The organism is Streptomyces sp. WP-1 (genome assembly GCF_030450125.1).
Taxonomy (GTDB): Bacteria; Actinomycetota; Actinomycetes; order Streptomycetales; family Streptomycetaceae; genus Streptomyces; species Streptomyces incarnatus.
This window is the reverse complement of sequence record NZ_CP123923.1, coordinates 552,620-574,719: the sequence shown is the minus strand read 5'-3', so window position 1 is coordinate 574,719 and position 22,100 is coordinate 552,620. Positions and strand designations below refer to the sequence as shown.

The 22,100-nt window shown below is 72.1% G+C and carries 19 protein-coding genes; 6 read left to right on the top strand and 13 right to left on the bottom strand.

All coding sequences use genetic code 11. From position 1 onward, the window contains the following. Positions 1–119 precede the first annotated feature (119 nt). Both QHG49_RS02125 and QHG49_RS02120 read left to right on the top strand, forming a co-directional pair. Positions 120–734: a TetR/AcrR family transcriptional regulator gene (locus QHG49_RS02125; protein ID WP_301487060.1), complete on the top strand. Its 615-nt coding sequence runs from the start codon at positions 120–122 to the stop codon at positions 732–734. A 42-nt stretch (positions 735–776) separates the two neighbouring features. Continuing rightward, on the top strand, positions 777–1,013 hold the full coding sequence (locus QHG49_RS02120; protein WP_159698156.1) for a hypothetical protein: 237 nt from the start codon (positions 777–779) through the stop codon (positions 1,011–1,013). 41 nt (positions 1,014–1,054) lie between these two features. On the opposite strand, the gene QHG49_RS02115 is transcribed toward QHG49_RS02120, so the two are convergent. The 7 genes from QHG49_RS02115 to QHG49_RS02085 form a co-directional block, all read right to left on the bottom strand. Then, the gene (locus QHG49_RS02115; protein ID WP_301487059.1) at positions 1,055–2,056 is read right to left on the bottom strand and encodes a phosphotransferase; all 1,002 of its coding nucleotides are present in this window, start codon (positions 2,054–2,056) and stop codon (positions 1,055–1,057) included. Between the two features lie 108 nt (positions 2,057–2,164). Next, positions 2,165–3,988: a phospholipase C gene (locus QHG49_RS02110; RefSeq protein ID WP_159698150.1), complete on the bottom strand. Its 1,824-nt coding sequence runs from the start codon at positions 3,986–3,988 to the stop codon at positions 2,165–2,167. Positions 3,989–4,228: 240 nt separating this feature from the next. Next, the gene (gene efeB, locus QHG49_RS02105) at positions 4,229–5,455 is read right to left on the bottom strand and encodes an iron uptake transporter deferrochelatase/peroxidase subunit (protein WP_301487058.1); all 1,227 of its coding nucleotides are present in this window, start codon (positions 5,453–5,455) and stop codon (positions 4,229–4,231) included. Then, positions 5,452–6,645, bottom strand: a complete 1,194-nt coding sequence (locus QHG49_RS02100; protein ID WP_370530414.1) for an EfeM/EfeO family lipoprotein — start codon at positions 6,643–6,645, stop codon at positions 5,452–5,454. Before QHG49_RS02100 ends, efeB begins: the two co-directional genes overlap by 4 nt. A 239-nt stretch (positions 6,646–6,884) precedes the next feature. Further along, complete coding sequence (locus tag QHG49_RS02095) at positions 6,885–7,646, bottom strand: polysaccharide deacetylase family protein (protein ID WP_159698141.1); 762 nt, start codon at positions 7,644–7,646, stop codon at positions 6,885–6,887. A 653-nt stretch (positions 7,647–8,299) separates the two neighbouring features. Further along, positions 8,300–9,103, bottom strand: a complete 804-nt coding sequence (locus tag QHG49_RS02090; protein WP_301487056.1) for a GNAT family N-acetyltransferase — start codon at positions 9,101–9,103, stop codon at positions 8,300–8,302. A 330-nt stretch (positions 9,104–9,433) separates the two neighbouring features. Then, positions 9,434–9,772: a GNAT family N-acetyltransferase gene (locus QHG49_RS02085; protein ID WP_301487055.1), complete on the bottom strand. Its 339-nt coding sequence runs from the start codon at positions 9,770–9,772 to the stop codon at positions 9,434–9,436. Between the two features lie 430 nt (positions 9,773–10,202). Here QHG49_RS02085 and QHG49_RS02080 point away from each other — a divergent pair, with 430 nt between their 5' ends. After that, complete coding sequence (locus QHG49_RS02080) at positions 10,203–11,075, top strand: SGNH/GDSL hydrolase family protein (RefSeq protein WP_301487054.1); 873 nt, start codon at positions 10,203–10,205, stop codon at positions 11,073–11,075. 11 nt (positions 11,076–11,086) lie between these two features. On the opposite strand, the gene QHG49_RS02075 is transcribed toward QHG49_RS02080, so the two are convergent. Further along, entirely contained in the window at positions 11,087–11,887 is an 801-nt protein-coding gene (locus QHG49_RS02075) for an SDR family NAD(P)-dependent oxidoreductase (RefSeq protein ID WP_159698126.1), read from the bottom strand. Positions 11,888–11,974: 87 nt separating this feature from the next. Between QHG49_RS02075 and QHG49_RS02070 the strand changes: the two genes are divergently transcribed. Together QHG49_RS02070 and QHG49_RS02065 are read left to right on the top strand one after the other, a co-directional pair. Continuing rightward, the gene (locus QHG49_RS02070) at positions 11,975–12,823 is read left to right on the top strand and encodes a helix-turn-helix transcriptional regulator (RefSeq protein WP_301487053.1); all 849 of its coding nucleotides are present in this window, start codon (positions 11,975–11,977) and stop codon (positions 12,821–12,823) included. Between the two features lie 45 nt (positions 12,824–12,868). Then, a complete protein-coding gene (locus QHG49_RS02065; RefSeq protein WP_159698120.1) occupies positions 12,869–13,258 on the top strand; it encodes a RidA family protein in 390 nt (129 codons plus the stop codon). 18 nt (positions 13,259–13,276) lie between these two features. Here QHG49_RS02065 and QHG49_RS02060 read toward each other — a convergent pair whose 3' ends face one another. From QHG49_RS02060 to QHG49_RS02040, 5 genes are all read right to left on the bottom strand, one after another. Beyond that, on the bottom strand, positions 13,277–14,503 hold the full coding sequence (locus QHG49_RS02060) for a hypothetical protein (RefSeq protein WP_301487052.1): 1,227 nt from the start codon (positions 14,501–14,503) through the stop codon (positions 13,277–13,279). Between the two features lie 156 nt (positions 14,504–14,659). Then, positions 14,660–15,538 (bottom strand): DMT family transporter, encoded by an 879-nt coding sequence (locus QHG49_RS02055; protein WP_301487051.1) that lies wholly within the window; start codon positions 15,536–15,538, stop codon positions 14,660–14,662. Positions 15,539–15,686: 148 nt separating this feature from the next. Next, on the bottom strand, positions 15,687–17,441 hold the full coding sequence (locus QHG49_RS02050) for a carbohydrate binding domain-containing protein (RefSeq protein WP_301487050.1): 1,755 nt from the start codon (positions 17,439–17,441) through the stop codon (positions 15,687–15,689). 185 nt (positions 17,442–17,626) lie between these two features. Beyond that, complete coding sequence (locus tag QHG49_RS02045) at positions 17,627–17,908, bottom strand: hypothetical protein (protein ID WP_037653943.1); 282 nt, start codon at positions 17,906–17,908, stop codon at positions 17,627–17,629. 107 nt (positions 17,909–18,015) lie between these two features. Beyond that, the gene (locus QHG49_RS02040; protein WP_159698111.1) at positions 18,016–19,494 is read right to left on the bottom strand and encodes a glutamate-cysteine ligase family protein; all 1,479 of its coding nucleotides are present in this window, start codon (positions 19,492–19,494) and stop codon (positions 18,016–18,018) included. 653 nt (positions 19,495–20,147) lie between these two features. On the opposite strand from QHG49_RS02040, the gene QHG49_RS02035 reads away from it, so the two are divergent. Next, positions 20,148–22,040 carry an ABC transporter ATP-binding protein gene (locus QHG49_RS02035; protein WP_301487049.1) on the top strand — a complete coding sequence of 631 codons (1,893 nt, stop codon included), beginning with the start codon at positions 20,148–20,150 and terminating at the stop codon, positions 22,038–22,040. Positions 22,041–22,100 lie beyond the last annotated feature (60 nt).

Sequence of the window (22,100 nt, the reverse complement as noted above, 5' to 3'; positions counted from 1 at the left end):
GCCGTACGGGCGCGCGGAAGGGATGGCGGGCGCCCGGAGCCGTAAACCTAAAGGCTTTTGGTTTCCGCAATGTAACCTGCGGTTGGGCATCCGGGAAGACCTCAGGGAGAACACCGATCATGGGACGGCCGCGCACCCCGCTCCTCGACCGTGAGCGCATCACCACGACCGCGCTCCAACTCGTCGACGAGAGCGGCGACTTCAGCGTCCCGCAGATAGCCAGGCGGCTCGGCGTGCAGACCGGCTCGCTCTACCATCACGTGGACGGCCGGGACGGCATCGTGGAACTGCTGCGCGAACGGGTCGCCTCCGCGATCGAGACGGCCACCCTCGACCTCGAACCCTGGGACACGGCCGTCGAGGCCTGGGCCCGCTCCTACCGCGCCGCCTTCGCCGCGCACCCCCGCACGATCCCGCTGCTGATGACCTCGCCGGTGCGCGCGCCCCGGGTCCTTGACCAGTACGAGCGCGCGGTCACCCGGCTCCTGGACGCCGGGTTCGAGCCCGCCGGGATCATGGCGCTGATCACCGCGCTGGAGAACCTGGTGCTGGGCTCGGCCCTCGACCTCGCCGCCCCCGAGACCATGTGGGAGCTCCCGGACCGCGCCGCGACGCCCCATCTCGCCGCGGCCCTCGCCGCCGTGGGCGACCAACGGGCCGACCGCGCCTTCGAGGTCGGTCTGACCGCCTTCATGGAGCATGCCCGGACGCTGTCCGGAACCCATGGCTCCTGAGGTCCCCCGAATTTCCCAGTACCGCCAGTAACATGATCACCTTTGGGACTGGTTGTATCGGCCAGTCAAGTCGGCGCGCCGTTCGATGTCCTGCCTTTCCCGGAGATGTCCATGTCTGCTGTCAGTGACGCATTAGAAGACGCCCGTATCCAGTACGAGCAGCACACCCGCGCCTGCCGCCAGTGCCGCGCCGACTCCGCGCCGTGCGCCGTGGCCAAGCACCTGTGGCGCCTGTTCAACAAGGCCCGCCAGCTGCAGCTGCGGTCGAACGGGGCCTGACCGGGAACCGGCGGCTTCGGGCGGCCGGGTCCGCGATCTGCCTAGAGCGGCGGCTCGTCGAGAAGGTTCAGCAGCCATTCCGCGCTCTGTGCGACGCCGGGCGCGGGGCGGTCCGGGTCGGGGAACATCCGGCTCCAGGAGGCGGCGCGGCCCAGGGCGCTGAGCCGCCAGGCGAGGCTCGCGGCCCGGCGCAGGTCGGCGGCCGGGAGCCCGGTGCCCGTCCACGGCTCCAGATAGGCGTCGCGCAGCCGGGGCAGTGCCTGCGCGCCGTACCGTTCGCGGACCTGCTCGCCGGTGACCCGCAGGCTGCAGAACGGGTGGGACACGGCCGCGTCCCCCCAGTCGAAGAACGTGAACCGGCCCGGTGCCGGGCGGAACAGTTGCCCGTCGTGCAGATCCGCGTGGTCGAGGGTGTCCTCGATGCCGAGGGCGGCGAGTTCGGCGCACCAGTCCACGAGCCGGGGCCGTACGGCCGCCACCCGGGCGCGTGCCTCGGGTCCGAGCGCGGTGTTCGCCGCGAGCAGCCGGTCGAACACCTCGGGCAGATCGCGGGTGCGGGCCTTCGGGACGCCCAGCCGCTCCAGTTCCCCGGCGTACGGGATCAGAGCGCGCTGCATGCCCGCGTACTGGCGCAGCAGGTCCTCCCAGACCTCCGGTCCCACCGGCTCCCGCGCCAGCACCTGCCGGAACAGATCGCCGCCGTCCGGGAGCAGCGACCAGGCGCGCGCCGCGTCCACGGCCAGCGGCTCCAGCACATGTCCGGGCACCCAGCGGGCCAGCGCGGCGGTCAGCGGGCCCTCGAAGGCGGCGGCCCGCGGGTTCGCCTTGAACCAGACCGCCTCCCGGCCCGCCACGGGCACCCGTGCCAGCACCGACCACGGCCGCAGCCGCACCCGCAGCTCGCCGTCCGCGCGCAGGCCGTGCTCCGCCAGCCGCTCCCGGATCCAGTCGAGGGCCGCGGCCCGCCAGGACTCCTGCTCCCACGGTGTCACCGCGTCCGGGAAGCCGCCCCGGTCCACGGTCGTCAAGATCTCACTGTGCATCACGCCATCCCAGCAGCAGGGCCACGGCCCCGACCACCGGTTTTTCCGGCGCGGACACGGGTGTGCCCCCGGCCGTCGGCCGGGGGCACACCGGGGAACCCGCTGTCGTCAGGCCTGCTGACGGCGGCGCATCGTGAAGTACGTGCCCGTCAGACCGGCGGCCAGCAGGGCGCCGACGCCGAGGCCGACCGGGAGGGCCGGGAAGGACGCGTCCGAGGTGTCGGCCGCGTTCTGGAGGGCGGGGCCCGGGGTGATGCTGGTGTGCACCGGGGCGACGTGCCTGATCGGGCCGACGGACTTCACGGAGCCGTCGGTGTTCAGCAGCACCTGCTTGTTGTTCGGGTGCCGGAAGTCGAACATCCCGCGTAGCGAGCCGGCCTTGGCGTCGAAGGAGGCGTCACCGATGCGGCCGGTGTGCCAGTTGTCCTCGATGAAGCGGGTGATGGACGCCTGGTCGGTCAGCGTGTGGTCGACCTTGTTCACCTTGCTGTAGGGCGAGATGACCAGCAGCGGCTGACGGGTGCCGGGGCCGCAGCGGTCCGCGTAGCCGCCGGCCGCCTTCGGGCCGCTCTGGCAGGCCGGGCTGTCGGTGGCCTTGCCGTTGGAGCCGACCGAGGAGTCGGTCGAGCCGTTGCGCGGGGCGACGAACGCGTGGTCGTACCAGCCGTCGGAGTCGTCGTAGGCGACCACGATCGCGGTGGACTTCCACTGCGGCGAGCTCTGGATCGCGTTGATCTCGCCGACCAGGAAGTGCTGCTCGTCCAGCGGGTCCGAGTACGCGGCGTGGCCGTCCTGGTACTCGCCGGCCTTGAGGAAGCTGACGGACGGGAGGTGGCCCGCCTTGAGCGCGGCGGAGAAATCGGTCAGGTCGTAGTTGTGGTTGGCCTGACCGTTGTGGCCGATCTCGGAGACGGACTTCGGCGGCAGGTGATGCGGGTTGGCCGTCGACTTGTAGTACGAGAACGGGTTGTGGTGCGGGCTGTAGTCCACCGCGGCCGCGCCGCCCACGTTGGCGTGCGTGGTGTCGCACTTCGCGTGCGAGCCGGACTGGCCGTCCCACGCGGTCGACGGACGGAAGCCGCCCTGGAACCAACCCCAGGACACCTTCTTGGTGTTGAGCAGGTCACCGACGTTCCTGCCCTGCATCGACGCCAGCGCGTTGCTGCTGGTGTGGTCCTTGTCGGAGCAGTCGTCCCAGGCCGGGTCGGGGTCGTTGACGACCGTGCCGACACCGTCGGCGTCGGGGGACTGGACCGCGTACGAGTCCGGCTTGGCGGTCTGCTCGCCGGTCGCCGGGTCGATGGAGACCACGCCGTGCGTGTTGCCGGACGCGAGGTTGAGCGCACCGGGGGTGGACGGCCCGTAGTTGGAGCTGTAGGAGCGGTCGCTCAGCGTGTAGTGCTGGGCGTAGTTCCACAGCGCGGTGACGGTGTTGCCGTCGTAGTAGTCCATCGCCAGGCCCGGCTCGCCGAACAGGCCGCCGCTGCACTTGTCGACCTCGGTGTTCTGCACGAACTGGTCGGCCTTGCCGCCGTTGTAGGCGTACTGCTCCGGGCCGTAGGAGTGGTTCTGGTCGCAGGTCAGCGCCTGGGACGGGGACAGCCGCTTCGGCGCGTACTGGTTCGGGTTGTGCTCCAGCAGCCCGGCGTTGGCGAGGGTGTCGATGTCCTTCGGGGTCTTCTTCGACGCCGTGAACTTCGTGCCGTCCGTGTTGGCGGCCTTCGGGTACGTGGCGAAGTAGTGGTCGAAGGAGATGTTCTCGTCGAAGAGCACGACGACGTGCTTGATCGGCGTCGCGGTCGACGAGGCCCCGTGACCGTGGGCGGACGTCGCCGCCCACCCGGGCGCGTTGCTGCCGAGCGCGGTGAGCGCCGCGACTCCCGCGAGCGCGCCCAGGCTGCGCATCGCGGCTCGTCTTCCTCTGCTGGCCATGGTGGTCTACCCCTTTGGACAGAACGTCTGTGCGGTGTACGAGCAGGCATGCTGCGCTCCTTGCGGGGCGCGCCGGCGGAGCCATGATGTCGCGCGGGTGAACACCGAGTCAGGGAAGCTGTGGGAAAACTTGACGGTGTGTTGACCGAGCGGGCCGCCGGGTCGTCCGGACAGGTTCGGGTGAACTGCCCGGTCAGGCAGGGGAAAAGGCCGGGTCCGGTCCACTGGGGACCGGACACGTCAGGCGAACAGGGCGCGTCCGTACCAGTCCTGGACATCGCGTACCCCGGGCAGCGCGAAGAAGTAGCCGCCGCCGAACGGGCTGATGTAGTCGGTCAGCGGCTCACCGGCCAGCCGGTGCTGGACGGTCTCGAACTGCCGTACAAGATCCTGCTGGTAGCAGGAGAACAGCAGGCCCATGTCGAGGTTGCCGTTGGCGTCCATGCCCAGGTCGTAGTTGTAGGCGCGGCGCAGCAGGCGCTGGCGGTCGGTGGCCGCGGTGCGCGGGTTGGCCAGCCGGATGTGCGCGTCCAGCGGGATGACGTCGCCCTTGGGGTCGTCGGCGTACTTCGGCACGTCGTGCTCGCGGTCGCCGTCCAGCGGCGCGCCGGAGGAACGGGACCGGCCGATCATCCGCTCCTGCTCGCTGAGCGAGACCCGGTCCCAGAACTCCACGAGCATCCGGATCAGCCGTACGACCTGATAGCTGCCGCCGACGGCCCAGTCCGGCTCGCCCGAGTCCCGGTCCACCCAGACCAGTTGGTCCATCTCGCGGGCGCCGGCGGTGTCCGGGTTGGCGGTGCCGTCCCGGAAGCCCAGCAGATTGCGCGGGGTGCCGGAGGGCCGCGGCGGGCTGGCGAAGCCGTCCATCCGCCAGCGGACCTGGATGCCGCCCCGGGTGTGCCGGGCGATGTCGCGCAGCGCGTGCAGGGTGGTGTCCGGGTCGTCGGCGTGCAGTTGGAGGCTGAGGTCGCCGTGGCACCACTCGGGCTTGAGGTCGTCGTCGGGGAATGCGGGCATGGCGGTCAGCCGCTTCGGCTTGCGCGCGCTCAGCCCGTACCGGTCGTCGAACAGCGAGGCGCCGACGCCCACGGTGACGGCCAACTGCCCGCCGGGCAGCCGGTCGCCGAGGATGCCCGAGTCCGCGGGCGGCCCGGTGACGCCCACCGGGTCCGGGGTGCCGCCGGTGGTGAGCAGCCGGGCCCGCTCGGTCAACGTGCGCAGCAGATCGGTGAGTTCGGCGCGGCTCTCGGCGGTCACGTCCAGCGCGGCGAACACACAGGTACGGCGGGGAGCCGCGATCGCCGCCGCCTGGTGGACGCCGTGGAACGGGGCGAGGGCGGACGCCGCCTCGGCCGTGCCGGGGTCCGGCGCCGCTGCGCTGGTGGCGAGCCCCGCTCCCGCGAGCGCGGCGCCGCGCAGAAAGCCGCGCCGGGCGAGTCCATGGGGTCGTTCGGCGGTGCTCACACGGTCCTCCGGGGGTCGCACAGGGTCGCCACCGACGCCAGCCGCTCCACGAGGTCGTCGAGCACGGAGTCGATCCGCTCCCGCTGGGCGCGGGTCAGTCGGTCGAGCGCGGTCCAGCGCCCGTCGTGCCGGAACCCGTCGAGGGTCTGCCCGGCCCGTGTCGACTCCCGGTCCAGGCCCGGCAGATCGGCGTACCGGGTGCTGAGCAGGGGACGCAGCCGGGACAGCACCTCGCGGGTGCCGTCGAGGTTGGCGCGGGCGGTGGCGAGGTTGCTGCCGCTGCCGTAGTCGGTGCGGCCGGTCAGTTCGAACTGGACGGTGTTCTCCAGGATCTCGTGCGCGCGCAGCCCGAGCTGGGCGGGGTCCATACGGCTCTGCGCCCAGCTGTCGCGCAGCCCGGTGAGCGCCTTGACCAGGGCGGCCGCCGGGGCGCGCAGCCCGCTCGCTGACTCGCCGTGCCACAGCCCGTACTCGATGCGGTGGAACCCGGTGAAGTCCTTGTCGCGCACCCCGCCGGGCAGCCCGGCGTCGGTGCCGTTGATCTCGCCGTCCACGTCACCGAAGGCGTCGTACGCCGCCCCGAGCCGCTCGTACTGGAGGTGCGCCGGCAGCCAGGCGGAGCGGGCGGCCGCGAGGTCGCCGCGGTCGATCGCGTCCTTCAGCTCGGCCGAAAGCCGTACGGCCGTGGAGAGTCCGCCGCCCACCCACTTCTGGTAGGTGAGCGCGGGCGGGATCAGATCGTGCTCGGTGACCGGGGCGGCGCCGGGACCGCGCCGGCCGCCGGTGACCCGGACGGTGGGGCCGGTGACGGCGTCGGCGTCGTCGGGCACGCACTTGAAGGCGTACGCGCCCTTGCCCAGCTGGACCGTCAACTGCCGTGTGGTGCCGGGGCCGATGTCCTCCACCTCCCCGTACACCACGTGCGTGCCGGGGTCTTCGAGGTAGACCTCGGCGGCGCCGTCGGAGGTGTTGTGCAGGTCGAAGGTCCGCATCCCGGGCTCGGGCCGGGTCCAGCCCCGGCCGCAGTGGCTCTCGGAGACCTCGACGACGAGGCGCCGGGCGGCGGTCTTCTTCTGCTCGGAGCCGCCGAAGCACAGGGCCACCAGGGCGAGGGCCACGGCGAGTACGAGGAACACGGTCGGCGCCGTCCGGAGACGATGCGACCGCGTGCCGAGGCGGGGCAACGGCATGCTGAGCCTTTCCGGACGACGTACGCAGGGGTCCGCGGGGCGGGTTGATCGCCGGCGGAACGGCCTCATCGTAGACAACCGGAAGGAACCGAACACCCGTCCGGGGCGTTCGGTGGCCAAGAATTTCCCGGGGGTTCACCGGCCGGAGGCTCGACCATGGGCCCGGCCGGTGAAGGGATCGGGGGTCGGCCGGTGGGTCGGCCGGTGGGTGGACCAGGGACCGGCCCCGGGTGCCTCGTTCAGCGCACGGGGAAGCCGAAGCCGTAGCCCTGCTGCTTCAGCCATGGCAGCAGGGTGCGCAGCGCGGCCACGGTCTGCGAGCGGTCGCCGCCCGCGTCGTGGAAGAGCAGGGTGGGCCCGTTGGCCAGTTCGCCGCGGACGGTGGCGACGATGGCGTCCGTGCCCGGCCGCTCGAAGTCCTTGGAGTCCACGTTCCAGCCCAGCGGCCGCATCCCGTGCGACGCGGCGAGCTTGCGGCTGTACGGCGTGAACGCGCCGCCCGGCGCCCGGTAGTACATCGGGCGGACGCCCCCGGACGCCTCGGTTATCTGCCGCTCGGCGTCCAGGATCTGCTGCGACTGGTAGGACTCGGACTTGTGGTCCATGCCGGTGTCGTGGGACACCGTGTGGTCGCACAGCCGGTGCCCGGCCGCGACCACCTGCTTGACCATGTCCGGGTGCGCCTGCGCCTCGGGGCCGATCATGCAGAACGTCGCCTTGACGCCGTTCTCGCGCAGCACCCGGAGCACCTGCGGGGTCCAGGTCGGGTCCGGGCCGTCGTCGATGGTGATGTTGACGGCGTGCGCGCCGCCGTCGGAGGAGTGGGCGATGACGGGGGACACGGCCACCGTCCTCGGCGCGGTGTGGTGAGCCGGCGCGGCCGGGGCGCTGTTCTGCCCCGCCTGCGCGGTCCACACCGAGGCCCCGGCCGCCACCGCGGTGACTCCGACCGCCGCCCCGATCACCCGTGCGTACCATCCCCGCCCAGCGTGCCGCGCCATGTCCCGCCCCCTGCTCCCCGCCGTGTCCCCGGCTCGTGTGTCGTGCACTGCATCTGCCAGGACGGCGGGGAGGGCGCCCGCGCTCCCGCTGTTACCGATCAAGGACAATTCCGCGACAACGCCTGGACCTGGTGTCCCGCGCCGAGGGGGACACGCACCGGCGCCGAAGGGGCACCCCGTGACAGAGACACACGGCACCAGGCCTCTGGAACGGGGTGGTCCGGATGCCACCGCCAGGAGGGGGGCCGTACGGCCCGAGGAGCGGGCCGCCGCGCCCCGCGGTCCTGACCAGGTTCATGCTCAGGCCGCCGGCCGGCAGCCTCCCGCTGGGCTTCTTCGCCTTCGGCACCGGCAGCGTGCTGCTCTCCGCCGAGCGGCCGCACCGGGTGCCCATGGCCCGGACGGCCTCGCTGATGCTGCTGCTCCTGGTGTTCGTGGCGTCCCTGACGGCTCGTCGGCTCGTCGGCTCGTCTGGGACGGCGGTGCGGCCTGCGCCCTGTGCGTCCTCGGCGCCACCTGGGCGGGCACGGCGCTGGTCACCCTGCCCGGCCCACCGGGCGGACGCGCCCCGGCCCTCGCGGTGTTCGTGCCGACCGCTGCCCCGCTGATGCTCCTCCTCTTCCGCCCCACCCGCCCCTGCGGCACTGCTCGCGTCAGCCCTCGTGCCTCAGATACACCCGCGTCCCACCGGGCCTGAACCCCACGCGTTCGTATACGCGGCGGGAGCCGGCGCCGGAGTATTCCAGCCATACGGTCCGGGCGCCCCGGGTGAACAGGGTTTCGGCCAGGGCCGCGGTGACCGCCGCGGCGATGCCCCGGCCCCGGTACGCGGGGAGGGTGCCGACGCCCGCCAGCTCCGCGGTGCCCTCGGCCGGTGCCGAGCACAGGGCGCCGCCCGCGCAACCGCCGTCCTCGGCGCGGACGAAGCGGACCGCCCCGCCGCCCTCCTCGGTGCGCCGCAACCGGGCCGCGCCCTCCGCGGACGGGGGCCATTCGCCGCCGAACGCCCCGGAGAGCGCCGTGTCGATCGCGATGTAGTCCTCGTCGGTGACCGGCGCCTCGACCCGGACCCGGGCCCCGGGTTCCGGCGCGGGGGCCGGCCTCGGTGTGGTCCCCGGTTCCGGCGCGGCTCCCGGGACGGTGAGCGTCGCGGGGGTGCAGACCAGGTATGCGTGCACCGCCTCCGTGGTGAACCCCGCGCGCCGGAGCGCCGGTTCGACCCCGGGGGCGGCGTCCGGGGCGAACTCCAGCCGGGGCATGAGGCCGCGGGTGCGGAACGCGGCGATCAGGTCCGCCACGTCCGCGTCGGTGGGCGCGGCGCCCGGGACGGGGGTGGCGTAGTTGACGTACGGGCTCGTCGTGGCCGGATCGAACCCCACGACGAAGCCGCCCACTCGGCAGGCCGCGGGGCGGCGCAGGAGATGGGCGACGGCGAAGCTCTGGACATCGGTGTGCACGCGGAGAATTCCTCACGGTGAAAGCGGTCGTGCGTACGAGGGGTCGCCTCGGTGAGCGAGGCGGCGGTGTGCTGGACACCGCGTCGTCGGGCCGCCGTGAGGAGAGCGTGGGAACGGGGAGCACGCTGCCGTATGGCAGGGGGATCAGTTCCGACGGCGGCCGCTGTGGGACGCCGAAACCATGGACTTCAGTCCTTCGTGAAGAAGTGCGGTCAGAAGTGCGGTCAGAAGTGCGGCCGGTGAAGCCGCTGTTCGAGCTGGTGGGATCTTGCCATCGCCCGAACGGGGATGGCAAGCCCTTTGCGCCGGGGCCGGGTCGGGCCTTACGGGTCAGCCGTGCTGGGTGTCGAGCCAGCTCAGGATCTCGGGGGTCACCTCGTCCGTGATGTCGGCGAACTCCTCGTGTTTCTTCAGGAACTTGGCGACGTACGGGCACACCGGCACGATCCGCTTGCCGAGCGCCCGCACATCCGTGAGGGAGTACTCGACCAGCTGCCCGGCCAGACCCTGACCCGCGTGGGCGTCGTCGATCTCGGTGTGGAAGAAGACCCGCTGCTCGCCCCGGTCGCGGTAGGCGGTGAGGCCGGCGCGTTCGCCGCCGACCAGGATCTCGTAACGGTGCCGTGCGTCCACGCGCTCCACGGTGGGCGCGGGGGAGGACTGGTCCATGGTCGTCCTTTCGGGGGAGGGGTCACCGGTGTCGACGGGACGCGGAAGATTACCGGCACCGACACGACCGGGTCCAAGGCCGCGGTCCACCGCTCCCGGGTGCATCCGTGCTCGAATGATCCGTCATGCACCCCTTGTACCGCCGGGACACGCTGCGGGCCCATCGCCGGAGCCGCCCTGTCATACCGGCGCCAAATCCGCCCGTTGTGACGGCGTTTTGACATCCATATTTCATGAGCATTTCAAGAACTTCGGTCCGCAATGTTGACTCGGCGATCAGTCGCCCGCACATTACCTAGCAGTAGAACTCGCTGGTAGTACCGCAACTCCCTGCTCCACGGCCGTCGTTGTGCGCACCCCACGCAGCGCCTCGACGCCCGGCGATCCCCCCTGCCCCGCACCCGTCGCACAGAAGAGGGAGCCACTCCCCATGCCCACCCCTGCCCTGCGCCGTGCCGCCGCCGCGGCCACCGCACTCGCCGGCACGCTGGCCCTCGGCCTCACCGCCGCCCCCGCCCATGCCGCGACTCCCCTCAACTATGTCGCGCTCGGCGACAGTTACAGCGCGGGCTCGGGCGTCACGCCCATCGACACCAGCAATCTGCTCTGTCTGCGCTCCACCGCCAACTACCCGCACGTCCTCGCGAAGTCGACCGGTGCCTCGCTGACGGACGTCACCTGCGGCGGCGCCGAGACCAAGGACTTCAGCCAGTCCCAGTACCCGGGCGTGGCACCGCAGTTGGACGCGGTGAACGCGAACACCGACCTGGTGACGCTGACCATCGGCGGCAACGACAACAGCACGTTCCTGAGCGCCATCGTGGACTGCGGCACCGCCGGCGTCCTCAGCGCCGGCTTCGGCCACCCCTGCAAGGACAAGTACGGCACGTCCTTCGACGACGCGATCGACGCGAACACCTACCCCGCGCTGAAGAGCGCCCTGACCGCCCTGCGGGCCAAGGCGCCCAACGCCCGGGTGGCGGTGCTGGGTTACCCCTGGATCGTGCCCTCCGCCTTCGACGCGTCCTGCTTCGTGAAGCTGCCGATCGCCTCCGGTGACATCCCGTACCTGCGGGCGCTCCAGGCCCACCTCAACTCCGTCGTGCAGCGCGCCGCCCAGGAGACCGGGGCCACCTTCGTGGACTTCTCCCAGGCGTCCAACGGGCACGACGCCTGCCAGCCCTCGGGCACCCGGTGGATCGAGCCGCTGCTGTTCGGCTCGAACATCGTGCCGGTCCACCCCAACGCGCTCGGCGAGCAGCGGATGGCTGAGCGCACGACGAGCGTCATGGGCCTCGGCTGACGCGGACCTGGTCAGGCGCGGGCGCCCCCGTCGACCCGGAGCACCGTGCCGGTCACGAAGGAGGAGCGGTCGCTGAGGAGCCACGCGGCGGCCTCGGCGATCTCCTCCGGGGCGGCCGCCCGGCCCAGCGGGATCCCCGCCGTGATCCGCTCCCGGACACCCGGCGACTCCGCCTCCCAGGTCCGGGTCATCTCCGTCAGTGTGAACCCGGGCGCGATCGCGTTGACGCGGATGCCCTCCGGGCCGTAGGTCACGGCGGCCGACGCGGTCAGGCTGTTCACCGCCCGCTTCGTCGCGGCGTAGGCGGGCAGTTCGGGGTTGCCGCGCAGGCTGCCCACGGACGAGTTGTTGACGATGGCGCCGGTCCCGGCGCTCGCCCGGATCGCGGCGACCTCGGCGGCCATGGCCAGCCAGACGCCCTTCATGTTCACCGTGTAGATCTGGTCGAGGTCGGCCTCCGGCAGTTCGTCCATGGGGCCGGGCCGCTGGATCGTCGCACCGTTGTTGAACGCGACGTCGAGCCGGCCGAACCGCGCCACGGCACGGTCCACCGCGGCGCGCACGCTCGCCCCGTCGGCCAGATCGCACACCACGTGCTCCGCGGTGCCGCCCGCCGCCCGGATCTCCTCGGCCACCGCCCTCAGCTGCTCCTCCGTGCGGGCCGCGAGCAGCACCCGCGCGCCCTCCCGGGCGAACAGCCGGGCCGCCGCCGCGCCGATGCCGCGCCCGGCACCGGTGACGAAGGCGACCTTGCCGGCCAGCAGCCCGGCGGACGCCGGGCGAGGTGTCTCGGTGTTCTGTGTGCTGTTCATACCTCTGAGCCTGCGCCCTGTCCCGGCCCGTATCCAGGCACCACCTGTACCTGGATCGGCCGTCCGGCGGGCGCGCACACTGGAACGGTGGACAGAGCGGAACTGGGCGCCTTCCTGCGCAGCAGGCGCGAGCGGATCGGACCGGCCGACGTCGGACTGCCCCTCGGGCCGCGCCGTCGCACGCCGGGACTGCGGCGCGAGGAGGTGGCGGCGCTGGCGTTCATCTCCACCGAGTACTACGCCCGGCTCGAACAGGCCCGCGCCCCGCGCCCCTCGCGGGAGGTGCTGGCCGGGCTGACCCGCGCCCTGCGGCTGACGGAAGCCGAACGCGACCACCTCCACCGGCTGGCCGGCGCCCCGCCGAGCCCCGCGCCCGGGCCCCCGCGCGAGGTCCGGCAGAGCATCCTCGACCTGGTGCACCGGCTGCCGGGCGCCGCCGCCTTCGTCACCTCGGCCACCCTGGAGGTGCTCGCCTGGAACGACCTGGCGGCCGCCCTCATGGAGGACTTCTCGGCCCTGCCGCGCCGCGACCGCAACCTCGCCCGCCGGGCCTTCCTCGGGCCGCGTCCCGAGGACCGCCGGCTGTACGGGGTGTCCGACGCCGCCGCGTTCGCGCGACACGTGGCGCACCGCCTGCGCACCGCCGCCGTCCGCTATCCCGACGACCCCGAGGTGACCGGGCTGATCCGCGAACTCCTCGACGGCAGCGAGGAGTTCGCCCGTCTGTGGGCAGCCCGCGAGGTGGCCGAACCCACCGTGCGCAAGACCTTCCGGCACCCGCTGGTGGGACCGGTCACCGTCGACTGCGACGCCCTCGAACTGACCGACCGCGACCAGCAGGTCGTCATCTACACCGCCGTTCCCGGCTCGTCCTCCGAGCAGGCCCTGCGGCTGCTGGCGGTCATCGGCACCCAGCGCATGACGACCCCCGGCTGAGCGCGCGTTGGACGGGATCACGGCCCTCGGCTTAGCGTTCGGATCATGACAGAGCGACGTGCCATCCTCAGCGGTTCGGTCTTCGAGGAGCAGATCGGTTACGCCCGCGCCGTGGTCGACGGCGACTGGGTGCATGTGTCCGGGACCACCGGGTTCGACTACACCGCCATGACCATCTCGGAGGACGTGGTGGAGCAGGCCGAGCAGTGCCTGCGCAACATCGGGGCCGCGCTGGCCGAGGCCGGGTGCGCGTTCGCCGATGTGGTGCGGGTCCGCTATCTGCTGCCCGACCGCGCGGACTTCGAGCCCTGCTGGCCTGCGCTGCGCGCCTGCTTCGGCGAGATCCGTCCGGCCGCCACGATGATGGAGTGCGGCCTCGCCGACCCGCGGATGAAGATCGAGATCGAGGTGTACGCCCGCCGCGCCGCCGACTGAACCCGCCCGGTACCGGCCCTACTTGGCGGAGCGCAGGAACGAACTCCAGCCGCCCACCGGCTTCTCGCCGACCTCCAGGGTGCGCAGTCGCGCGAGGATCGCCGGGTCCTGGGCGTCGAGCCAGTCGACGAACTGCCGGAAGGAGACCAGCCGTACCTCCGGCCGCCCGGCGATCTGCCGAAACGCCTCCTCGACCGCGTCCATGTAGATGCCGCCGTTCCACTGCTCGAAGTGGTTGCCGATGAACAGCGGCGCGCGGTTCGTCTCATAGGCCCGGTCGAACCCCGCCTGGTACGCCTGCGAGGTCTGGGCGCGCCAGTAGGGGTAGTTGTACGACGGCGCGCGCGTCGAGTTCCGGGACTGGTTGGCCAGCATGTTCCAGTCCATGGACAGCACCTCGAAGCTGCGCCCCGGGAACGGGATGCCCTGCAACGGCAGATCCCATACGCCGTCCCGCTTCCGGGGCCAGCGCTGCACCCCGCCCGGTGACGAGGCGTCGTAGCGCCACCCCAGTTCGCGCGCGGTCGGCAGCAGGTTCTCCTGGCCGAGCAGGCAGGGGGTGCGGCCGCCCACGAGTTCCTTGTCGTAGTCGAAGGGCAGCGGCGGCTCGTCGTGCCAGCCGGTGTTGGTGCGCCAGGACTTGACGAAGCCTTGGGCCTGCTCGATCTCCGAGCGCCACTGCGCCGGGGTCCAGTCGGCCACCGATCCGGAGCCCTCGCAGAAGTGCCCGTTGAAGTGTGTGCCGATCTCGTGCCCGTCGAGCCAGGCCTGGCGCACGTACTTCAGGGTCTCCTTGATGTGCTCGTTCGTGAGATAGCCGATGTCCGAGGCGCCGACCGGGTTGTTGGGCGGACGGTACAGCCGCTTCTTGTCCTCCGGCAGCAGATAGAGGCCGGACAGGAAGAAGGTCATCCGGGCGTCGTGCTCGCGGGCCAGTTCCAGGAAGCGCGGGAAGAGCCCGGTGCCCAGTTCGCCCGCGCCGTCCCAGGAGAACACCACGAACTGCGGCGGGGCCTCGCCCGGTTCCAGCCGGGTGGGCGCGTCCGGCTGGTTCGGCTGGCGCCCGGTGTAGGAGGTCGAGCCGTCGCCGATCAGCCGGGGCGCCTGCCGCTGCCCGCCGGGTCCCGAGGAGCCGAGGCCCAGCCCGCCGCCGTCGCATCCGGTCAGCGCGGCGGCCGCCACGCCGAGACCGGCGCCGAGGCCCAGACGCGCCGCACTCCGACGGCTGATTCCACTCGACGGCACGCCATCGCCTCCTCGACCGGGGCATTCGATTCGTCTGACGTGTCGCATAATATGAGCGATAAACATATGAAAAGCGGCATTTGGTGCGGCGTGGTGCATAAAAGGACGGCCATGAGACCCGCTCCAGGGACGCTCAGGGCCGACGCCCCGGGCCGTTCAGGCCTCGATCTCCTCCTCGGCCGCCACCGGCACCACCGTGATCCGCTGCACGGCCCGGCTCAGCACCAGCACGCCCGCGACGATCATCAGCGCCCCGCACACCTCCGGCGCCAGCCACCAGCCCGTACGGATCCGCTCGTGGAACAGCGCGATGCCGAGGGCCAGGCTCACCACCGCGTCACCGATGGTCAGCGCGGGCTGGGCGGCGGCCAGCGGGCCCGCCTGGAGCGCGTTCTCCAGCAGCAGGACGGCGGCCACCCCGGCGAGCGCGAAGCCGTACGTCTGCCACGACCGCAGGAACGCCAGGAACCCCTCGTCGGCGAAGGTGCCCGAGGCCGACTTCAGCAGCGCCGCGGTCAGCGCGTTGCCCGTGGCGGAAGCGGCCGCCAGCAGCGCGGCGCGCCGGGCCGCCGGGCGTCCCGGGGCGGCGAGGAGCACGGTACCGGCCATGACACCGACGCACAGACACAGCGCCGGGATCCACCGGGTGAGCGGCGCCTGGTCGAGCGCGCCGTGCGGTGCGGCCGCGATCAGCAGCACGGCGAGCCCCGCCACACAGCTCGCGACGCCCCACCAGCCCGAGGGCGGCAGCCGCCGGTGCATCAGCGGGGCGGCGACCAGCAGCGCGAAGGGCAGCTCCAGGATGAACAGCGGCTGGACCAGCGCCAGCGGCCCGTTGACCAGCGCCAGACTCTGGAACAGGGCCGCGCAGATCACACCGGCCATGCCGATCATCCAGAACGGCCGGCGCACCAGCTCCGCGAGCAGCCGGATCCCGCCGCGACTGCTCGCGGCGGCGGCCTTGCGCTGGAACGCGGTGCCGACGGCGTTGCTCGCCGCGCCCGCGACGGCGAACGCCGCGGCCAGTTCGATCACGGCCGTCTCTCCTGCCTGCGGTCATGCTTCCCGAGGAGTCTCACCCACAGCCTCTCTCAGACCGCGGAAGATCACCGCGTGGCGGGGCGGCAACGACGGCCGGGCCCACCCGGTGCGCTCACCGGACGGGCCCAGCCGCAGGGACGGGTCAGGAGACGGCGAGGTCGTCCGCGTAGACCGTGCCCTGGCCGTACCAGCCGTGCACATACACGGTGACCGTGCCGGAGGAGCCGGTGGTGAACGGCACCGTCAGCTTCTGCCAGGCGGTGGCGGAGGTCCAGGTGCTGGCCGTCGCCCCACCGCTGACACCGAGGTAGGCGTACGACCCCTGCACCCAGCCGCTGAGCGAGTACGAGGTGTTGGGCTTGAGGGTGAGGGTCTGGGCGCACTGGCCGGTCGCCGAGGAGGTCGGCGCGGTCTTCAGGGCGTGGCTGCCGCCGTGCGCCGGGGAGGTGACCACGGATGCCCCGCTGTCGCAGGTCCAGGGCGACAGCGAACCGCTCTCGAAGTCACCGTTGGCCGGCGCCGTCGGGGTGCCGCCGCCGGACCCGTTCACGGTGAGGCTGAAGGTCGAGCTGTGCGTGGCCGCGCCCGCCGTGCCGGTGACGGTCAGCGAGTAGGTGCCCGGCGCGGTGGAGGCGGCCGTCTTCACGGTGAGCGTGGAACTGCCGCCCGCGGTGACCGAGGTGGGGCTCAGCGTCGCCGTCACCCCGCTCGGCGCGCCGCTGACCGCCAGGTCGACGGACTGGGCGCTGCCCGAGGTCACCGACGTCTTCACGGTCGCCGTCGTGGCGGTGCCGGGGTCGAGGGCGGCGGTGGCGGGGGAGAGGGAGACCGAGAAGTCGTTGGCCGGCGGGGTGGTCGTACCGCCCGAGAACGGCGCGAAGGTGTGCGTGAAGTACCAGGTGTCCTGGCTGATGCCCGAGCAGCTGTCGGAGCCGCCGGTGCCGGGGCAGCCGCCGTTGTCGCGCTGGAGCGCCCAGAAGGACAGGGTGTTCAGGCCCTTGGAGACCGCCCAGTTGTACACCGATGTGGCGTCGGCGGTGGTGAAGGTCTCGGCCGCGCCGTAGTCGTCGATGCCGGGCATCTCGGTGACGCCGATCATGTTCCACAGCTGGCTGTCCGACAGGTTCGGGTACAGCGAGGCGAGCTGGTCGTGCAGCCCGGTCGCGGCCGTCTGGGTGTCGGTGGCCATGTGGTGGGTGGCGCCGTCGTAGTAGTCGAACGTCATGAGGTTGACGACGTCCACCTTGGCGCCCGCGTTCTTGGCGCTGCGCAGCACCGCGAGCCCGCTGTCGGCGAGCCCGCTCGTGGTGGTGGGCAGGGTGTACGAGAACTGCACCGAGCGCCCGTTGGCGGCGGCCCAGTCCTGGACCTTCTTGATCGCCTGGTTGCGGCGGTCGATGCCGGCCTGGTTGGTCAGTGAGTTGTCCTCGACGTCCATGTCGAGCCGGGAGACGTCGTACGTGGTGATGATCTTCTCGTACGCGGCGGCGATGGAGTCGACGTCGGTGCAGCTGTCGGCTATCTCGGTGCCGCCGTTGTCGGCGGCGTATCCGCCGAGCGAGGGGATGACGTCGCCGCCGCGCGAGCGGATGGTGCCGAAGTCGGAGCCGTAGACCGAGGAGGAGATGGGGGTGCTGGTGTCACCGTCCCAGTAGGGCGTGCAGGATCCCTTCTTCTCGGTCTGGATGAACGCCATGGTGAGGTACTTGGCGCCGGAGGACTGGGCGAGCGCGGCGGGGCTGTCGCCGTTGTAGGCCTCGAAATAGGGGGCGAAGACATGCGCGGGCAGCGGGGTCGCCGCGTGCGCGGTGCCCCCGATCCCCAGGGCCAGCCCCGCGGACGCGGCCAGGGTGGCCACGCCGGTGAGCAGGGCGCGTACGGATCTCGGACGTGTCATCGGGTACTCCCGGTTGGCGAACGACAGTCGATCGAGCGGGGGTGGCGCACGGTAGGGCCCGGCCGGGCTAACTGGTCTAGGCCATAATTGGTCTGGACCAAACCCCGGTCAAGGTGCGGGAGCCGCCTTTTTGCGTGTTCATGAAAGAATCAACTGTTCGCTCGCCCACCGGAACTGACTGCCGGTCAGGTCGCTCGGGTGCCGCCACCTCGGCGGATACGGCCCAGCAGATCCCGGTGATAGGCGGCGAGCCGCCCCTCGGGGACGGGCGCCGGACTGCCGGTGAGGGTGTACCAGGTGTCACCGCCGAAGTGCTGGACGGCGACGCGCGCGCTGCGGCCGTCGGACCGCAGGATCGTCGCCACGGTGAGATCGCCGGTGATGACGCCGGCCTCGTCCGTCATCGCCCCGCCGGGTCCCGCGGTGACCCGGTCGACATAGCTGTTCACGCTCGGTGGGTTGCTCATGGGCCGCAGGGTTCCATCACGGCGCCCGCCACACCCGGACCGGCCCGCCCCCGCGCGTGTCCGCGCCCCGGCGCACACCCGGCCGGAGGAGTCGAGGCTGCCGCGTCTCAGTCGACCGGCCAGGTGTGGACCGGGGCGTTGAGGTGCATGTAGTCGATGTACAGCTCGGTCATGCGCCGCAGCGCCTCGTGCCGGGAGCAGTGGGTGGAGTCGATGATGTGGTGGAACATCTCCTTCTGCCACACGGCGCCGTTGCGCGCCGCCACACAGCGCTGCTCGATGATGCCGAGCAGCGGCTCCCGCCAGGCCGCGTCCATCCCGGAGCGTTCCAGCCCGCGATGGGCGAGCGGCAGCAGGCGGCGCAGCACCAGTTCGGGCGCGGTGACCTCACCGGCGCCGGGCCAGTACAGCAGCGCCTCCATGCCGTACCGGGCGGCGCTGTGCAGGTTCTCCTCGGCGGCCTTGAAGGACATCCGCGACCACACCGGCCGGTCCTCCTCGACCAGCGCGCGGGTGAGCCCGTAGTAGAAGGCGCCGTTGGCGAGGGTGTCGGCGACGGTCGGACCGGCGGGCAGCACCCGGTTCTCCACACGGATGTGCGGCCGGTCCCGGGAGACGGCGTAGACGGGGCGGTTCCAGCGGTAGATCGTGCCGTTGTGCAGGGTGAGTTCACCGAGTTCGGGCACATCGCCGCGATCCAGGGTCTCCGCCGGGTCCTGGTCGTCGCACAGCGGGAGCAGGGCGGGGAAGTAGCGCACGTTCTCCTCGAACAGATCGAAGACGCTGGTGATCCACCGCTCCCCGAACCACACCCGGGGCCGTACGCCCTGCACCTTGATCTCCTGCGGGCGGGTGTCCGTGGCCTGCTCGAACAGCGGGATCCGGGTCTCGTGCCACAGTTCCTTGCCGAACAGGAAGGGCGCGTTCGCCGCCAGCGCCACCTGGACACCGGCGATGGCCTGCGCGGCGTTCCAGTAGTCGGCGAACTCCTCGGGGGAGACCTGGAGATGGAACTGGGTGCTGGTGCAGGCGGCCTCCGGGGTGATGCTGTCCGCGTAGGTGCGCAGCCGGTCGACGCCGTCCACCTCGATACGCAGATCCTCGCCCCGCGCCGCGAAGACCTGGTCGTTGAGCAGCCGGTAGCGCGGGTTCTCCGAGAGCGTCTCCTCGCCGATGTCCTCCTGCCGCAGCGTCGGCAGGATCCCGACCGTGATCAGCCGGGCGCCGACCGAGCGGGCCCGCTCGTCGGCGTGGTCGAGCGCGGCCCGGATCTCCGACTCCCAGGCGTCCGGACCGCCCGCCGTGAGCCGCCGCGGCGGCACATTGACCTCCAGATTGAACCGGCCCAGCTCGGTGGACCACGCGGGATCGGAGATCGCGTCCAGCACATCGCTGTTGCGCATGGCGGGCTCGGCGTCGTCGTCCACCAGATTCAGCTCTATCTCCAGGCCCACCTGCGGCCGCTCGGAGTCGAACCGTGCCTCCCGGAGCATCTTCGCGAACGCGTCCAGGCACTCCTGCATCTTGACCCGGTACCGGCGGCGGTCCTCGCGGGTGAACACGAGCGCCGGGACGTCACGCCCCATCGCCCCTCCAGGATTACCCCTCGTCGGACAGTCTCCTCGTCGGACAGTCTCCTCCCAATGTCGCACCATCGGTGGGGAGCCACCATGCGGCTGTGCACGGGCCGGGCCCCGGCGAGATCGAGCGTCACCCGGTCGGTCCGTCTCCGTTGGCCTCCCGGCGGGCGGCGACGCAAGGTCTGAACGAGGTCTTCGATCGCCGCGGTCCGCCTCAGCGCCTCGCGGCCCGCCTCAGCACGCCCGCGGTACGCCCCCGTGTGCCGCAGCGCCCCAGACCGGCCCCCGCCGATCGTCGACATACCGGCGATGTACCGGCGGTGGTCGACCCGGGGCGGGGAACGGTTAATCCACTGCGCTCGGGTAGTTCCCCGCCCCGTCCTGTCTCCCCGCCTGCCCTCTCCCGCCGAGCCCGGACGAACCGGTGACCCCATCCGTCGCACCCGCCCCACCCGAGTCCGGCACCGGCGTTTCGGCCACGCCCGTCGACGCGAGAGCCCCTGTGCCGACTGCGCACGGTCGCGACCGTGCGTTCGACGCCCCCGGATCACGGACCGCCTCTTCGTCCGGAATCGAGCGCGTTCGAATCGCCGCCTCCTCGTTGAACCTGGCGCCACCGGACCACCCAGGTGCGGTGCCGACCCCGAGGAGGGACGCAGGTGACCGACGCCTCGACCGAAAGCTCCCCGACCCCACCGTCGCCGCCACCACCGCCACCGGCCACGATCGGCTACGAGGGGGAGTCCGGCAAGAATCCGCTGGAAGAGGCCAGTTTCCGCACCATGTGCGGCCGGCTCCCCTCGGTGCTCGGCCGGACCGCACGCATGGCCTGGGCGGTGGACCGGACCGGTGTCCTCCTGCTGCTCGGGTGCCAGCTCGTCACCGGAGTCGCCGCCGCCCTCGTCCTGACCGCCACCTCGCGGGCCATGACCCACGTCCTCGGCCCGGGCCCGGTCTCCGAACGCCTGCACGGAGCCTTGCCCGCCCTCGCCGTCGTCACCGCGGCCGCCGCCACCGGCCGGATCAGCTCGGCCCTCGCCTCCTACGCCGACGGCCGGATCACCCCGCGCCTGGTCACCGAGGCCGACGTGGCGCTCGTCTCCGCCGTCTGCCATGTGGAGGCGTCGGCGTACGGCGAGGACGGTTTCGCCGACCGGCAGGAGGCCGCGGAGGTCGGCGTCACCCGCACCACCACCATGGTCAAGGACGCCCAGCGGTTCATGGCCGCCCTCGTCCGCATGATCGCCGCCGGCGGTGTGATCACCGCGCTGCACTGGCTGATGCTGCCCCTGCTGTTGCTGGCGGTGCTGCCCGCCGGCCTCGGAGCGGTGCTCTCGGCCCGCGTCGACTACGAGACCCACTACCTCAACCTCGCCGACCGCAACGTACGCGGCATGATGCGCTGGTGGGCCGCGTACTCCCGGCACGGCGACGAGGTCCGCGCGAACGGGATGACCGGTTACCTCGTCTACTGGTACCGCGCGCTGTCCGAGCGGATCGACCGGCGCGTCCTGGACACCGCGCCCCGCATGCTCCGCATCGTCCTCGCGACCTCCGCGCTCGGCGGACTGTTCCTGCTCGTCACCTGGGCCGCGCTCGCCTGGCTGGCGATGACCGGGCGGGTGGCGCTGCCCGTCGCCGCCACCGCGGTCGTCGCCGTGCAGACCACGCTCGGCGCGCTGACCCAGTTCGTGCAGAACGGCGCCGCCATGTTCCACACCTCCCTCTACCTCGCCGACATGCGCGCCTTCCTCGACCTGGCCGCCGAACGCGCCCCGCGGCGCGGGGAGTCGGTCGTCCCGGCGGAGGTGGCGGAGATCCGCCTGGACGAGGTGGCGCACCGCTACCCCGGCAAGGAGATGCCCGCCGTGGACGGTGTCTCGCTCACCCTGCGCCGCGGTGAGATCCTCGCGGTCGTCGGCGAGAACGGCTCCGGCAAGTCCACGCTGACCAGGCTGATCACCGGCATCCTCCTGCCAGACAAGGGCCGCGTCCTGTGGGACGGCATCGATCTGGCGGGCGCCCGGCCCGAGTCCGTCTGGTCCCGCACCGCGCTCGTGCCGCAGAACTTCGCCTGCTGGCCGCTGCGCACCCGGGAGAACATCACCCTCGGCCAGCCGCGCACCCACGACGACGACCCGGTGTGGGCGGCCGCGGAGGCCGTCGGCATGCGCGAGGTGATCGAGGGGCTGCCGCACGGCCTCGACACACTGCTCGCGCGGGAGGTCTACGGTGGCGTCGAGCTGTCCGGCGGGCAGTGGCAGCGGCTGGCCTGCGCCCGCGCGCTGTACCGCCGCACGCCCCTGCTCATCCTGGACGAACCCACCTCGCAGATGGATCCGCGCGGCGAGCACCGCATCTTCCTGGAGATCAAGCGGATCGCCGCCCGGCGCATGACCATCGTGGTCACCCACCAGCTGGAGAACACCCGCCTCGCCGACCGGATCGTCGTCATGCGCGAGGGCCGCATCGTGGAGCAGGGGCACTACGACGAACTCGTGGCGGGCGGCGGGCTGTTCGCGGAACTCGTCGCCCTGGCCAAGGACCGCTGACGTGGGCCTGCGCCGCAGGTACTCCCTGGAACAGCCGCTCCCTGGGACAGCCACTCCCTG

What these genes read in the sequence shown, in the direction of transcription:
- QHG49_RS02125 (WP_301487060.1), top strand. Translation starts at nt 120, where the DNA reads ATGGGACGGCCGCGCACCCCGCTCCTCGACCGTGAGCGCATCACCACG.
- QHG49_RS02115 (WP_301487059.1), bottom strand. Translation starts at nt 2,056, where the DNA reads ATGCACAGTGAGATCTTGACGACCGTGGACCGGGGCGGCTTCCCGGAC.
- QHG49_RS02110 (WP_159698150.1), bottom strand. Translation starts at nt 3,988, where the DNA reads ATGGCCAGCAGAGGAAGACGAGCCGCGATGCGCAGCCTGGGCGCGCTC.
- QHG49_RS02100 (WP_370530414.1), bottom strand. Translation starts at nt 6,645, where the DNA reads ATGCCGTTGCCCCGCCTCGGCACGCGGTCGCATCGTCTCCGGACGGCG.
- QHG49_RS02095 (WP_159698141.1), bottom strand. Translation starts at nt 7,646, where the DNA reads ATGGCGCGGCACGCTGGGCGGGGATGGTACGCACGGGTGATCGGGGCG.
- QHG49_RS02085 (WP_301487055.1), bottom strand. Translation starts at nt 9,772, where the DNA reads ATGGACCAGTCCTCCCCCGCGCCCACCGTGGAGCGCGTGGACGCACGG.
- QHG49_RS02080 (WP_301487054.1), top strand. Translation starts at nt 10,203, where the DNA reads ATGCCCACCCCTGCCCTGCGCCGTGCCGCCGCCGCGGCCACCGCACTC.
- QHG49_RS02075 (WP_159698126.1), bottom strand. Translation starts at nt 11,887, where the DNA reads ATGAACAGCACACAGAACACCGAGACACCTCGCCCGGCGTCCGCCGGG.
- QHG49_RS02065 (WP_159698120.1), top strand. Translation starts at nt 12,869, where the DNA reads ATGACAGAGCGACGTGCCATCCTCAGCGGTTCGGTCTTCGAGGAGCAG.
- QHG49_RS02050 (WP_301487050.1), bottom strand. Translation starts at nt 17,441, where the DNA reads ATGACACGTCCGAGATCCGTACGCGCCCTGCTCACCGGCGTGGCCACC.
- QHG49_RS02045 (WP_037653943.1), bottom strand. Translation starts at nt 17,908, where the DNA reads ATGAGCAACCCACCGAGCGTGAACAGCTATGTCGACCGGGTCACCGCG.
- QHG49_RS02040 (WP_159698111.1), bottom strand. Translation starts at nt 19,494, where the DNA reads ATGGGGCGTGACGTCCCGGCGCTCGTGTTCACCCGCGAGGACCGCCGC.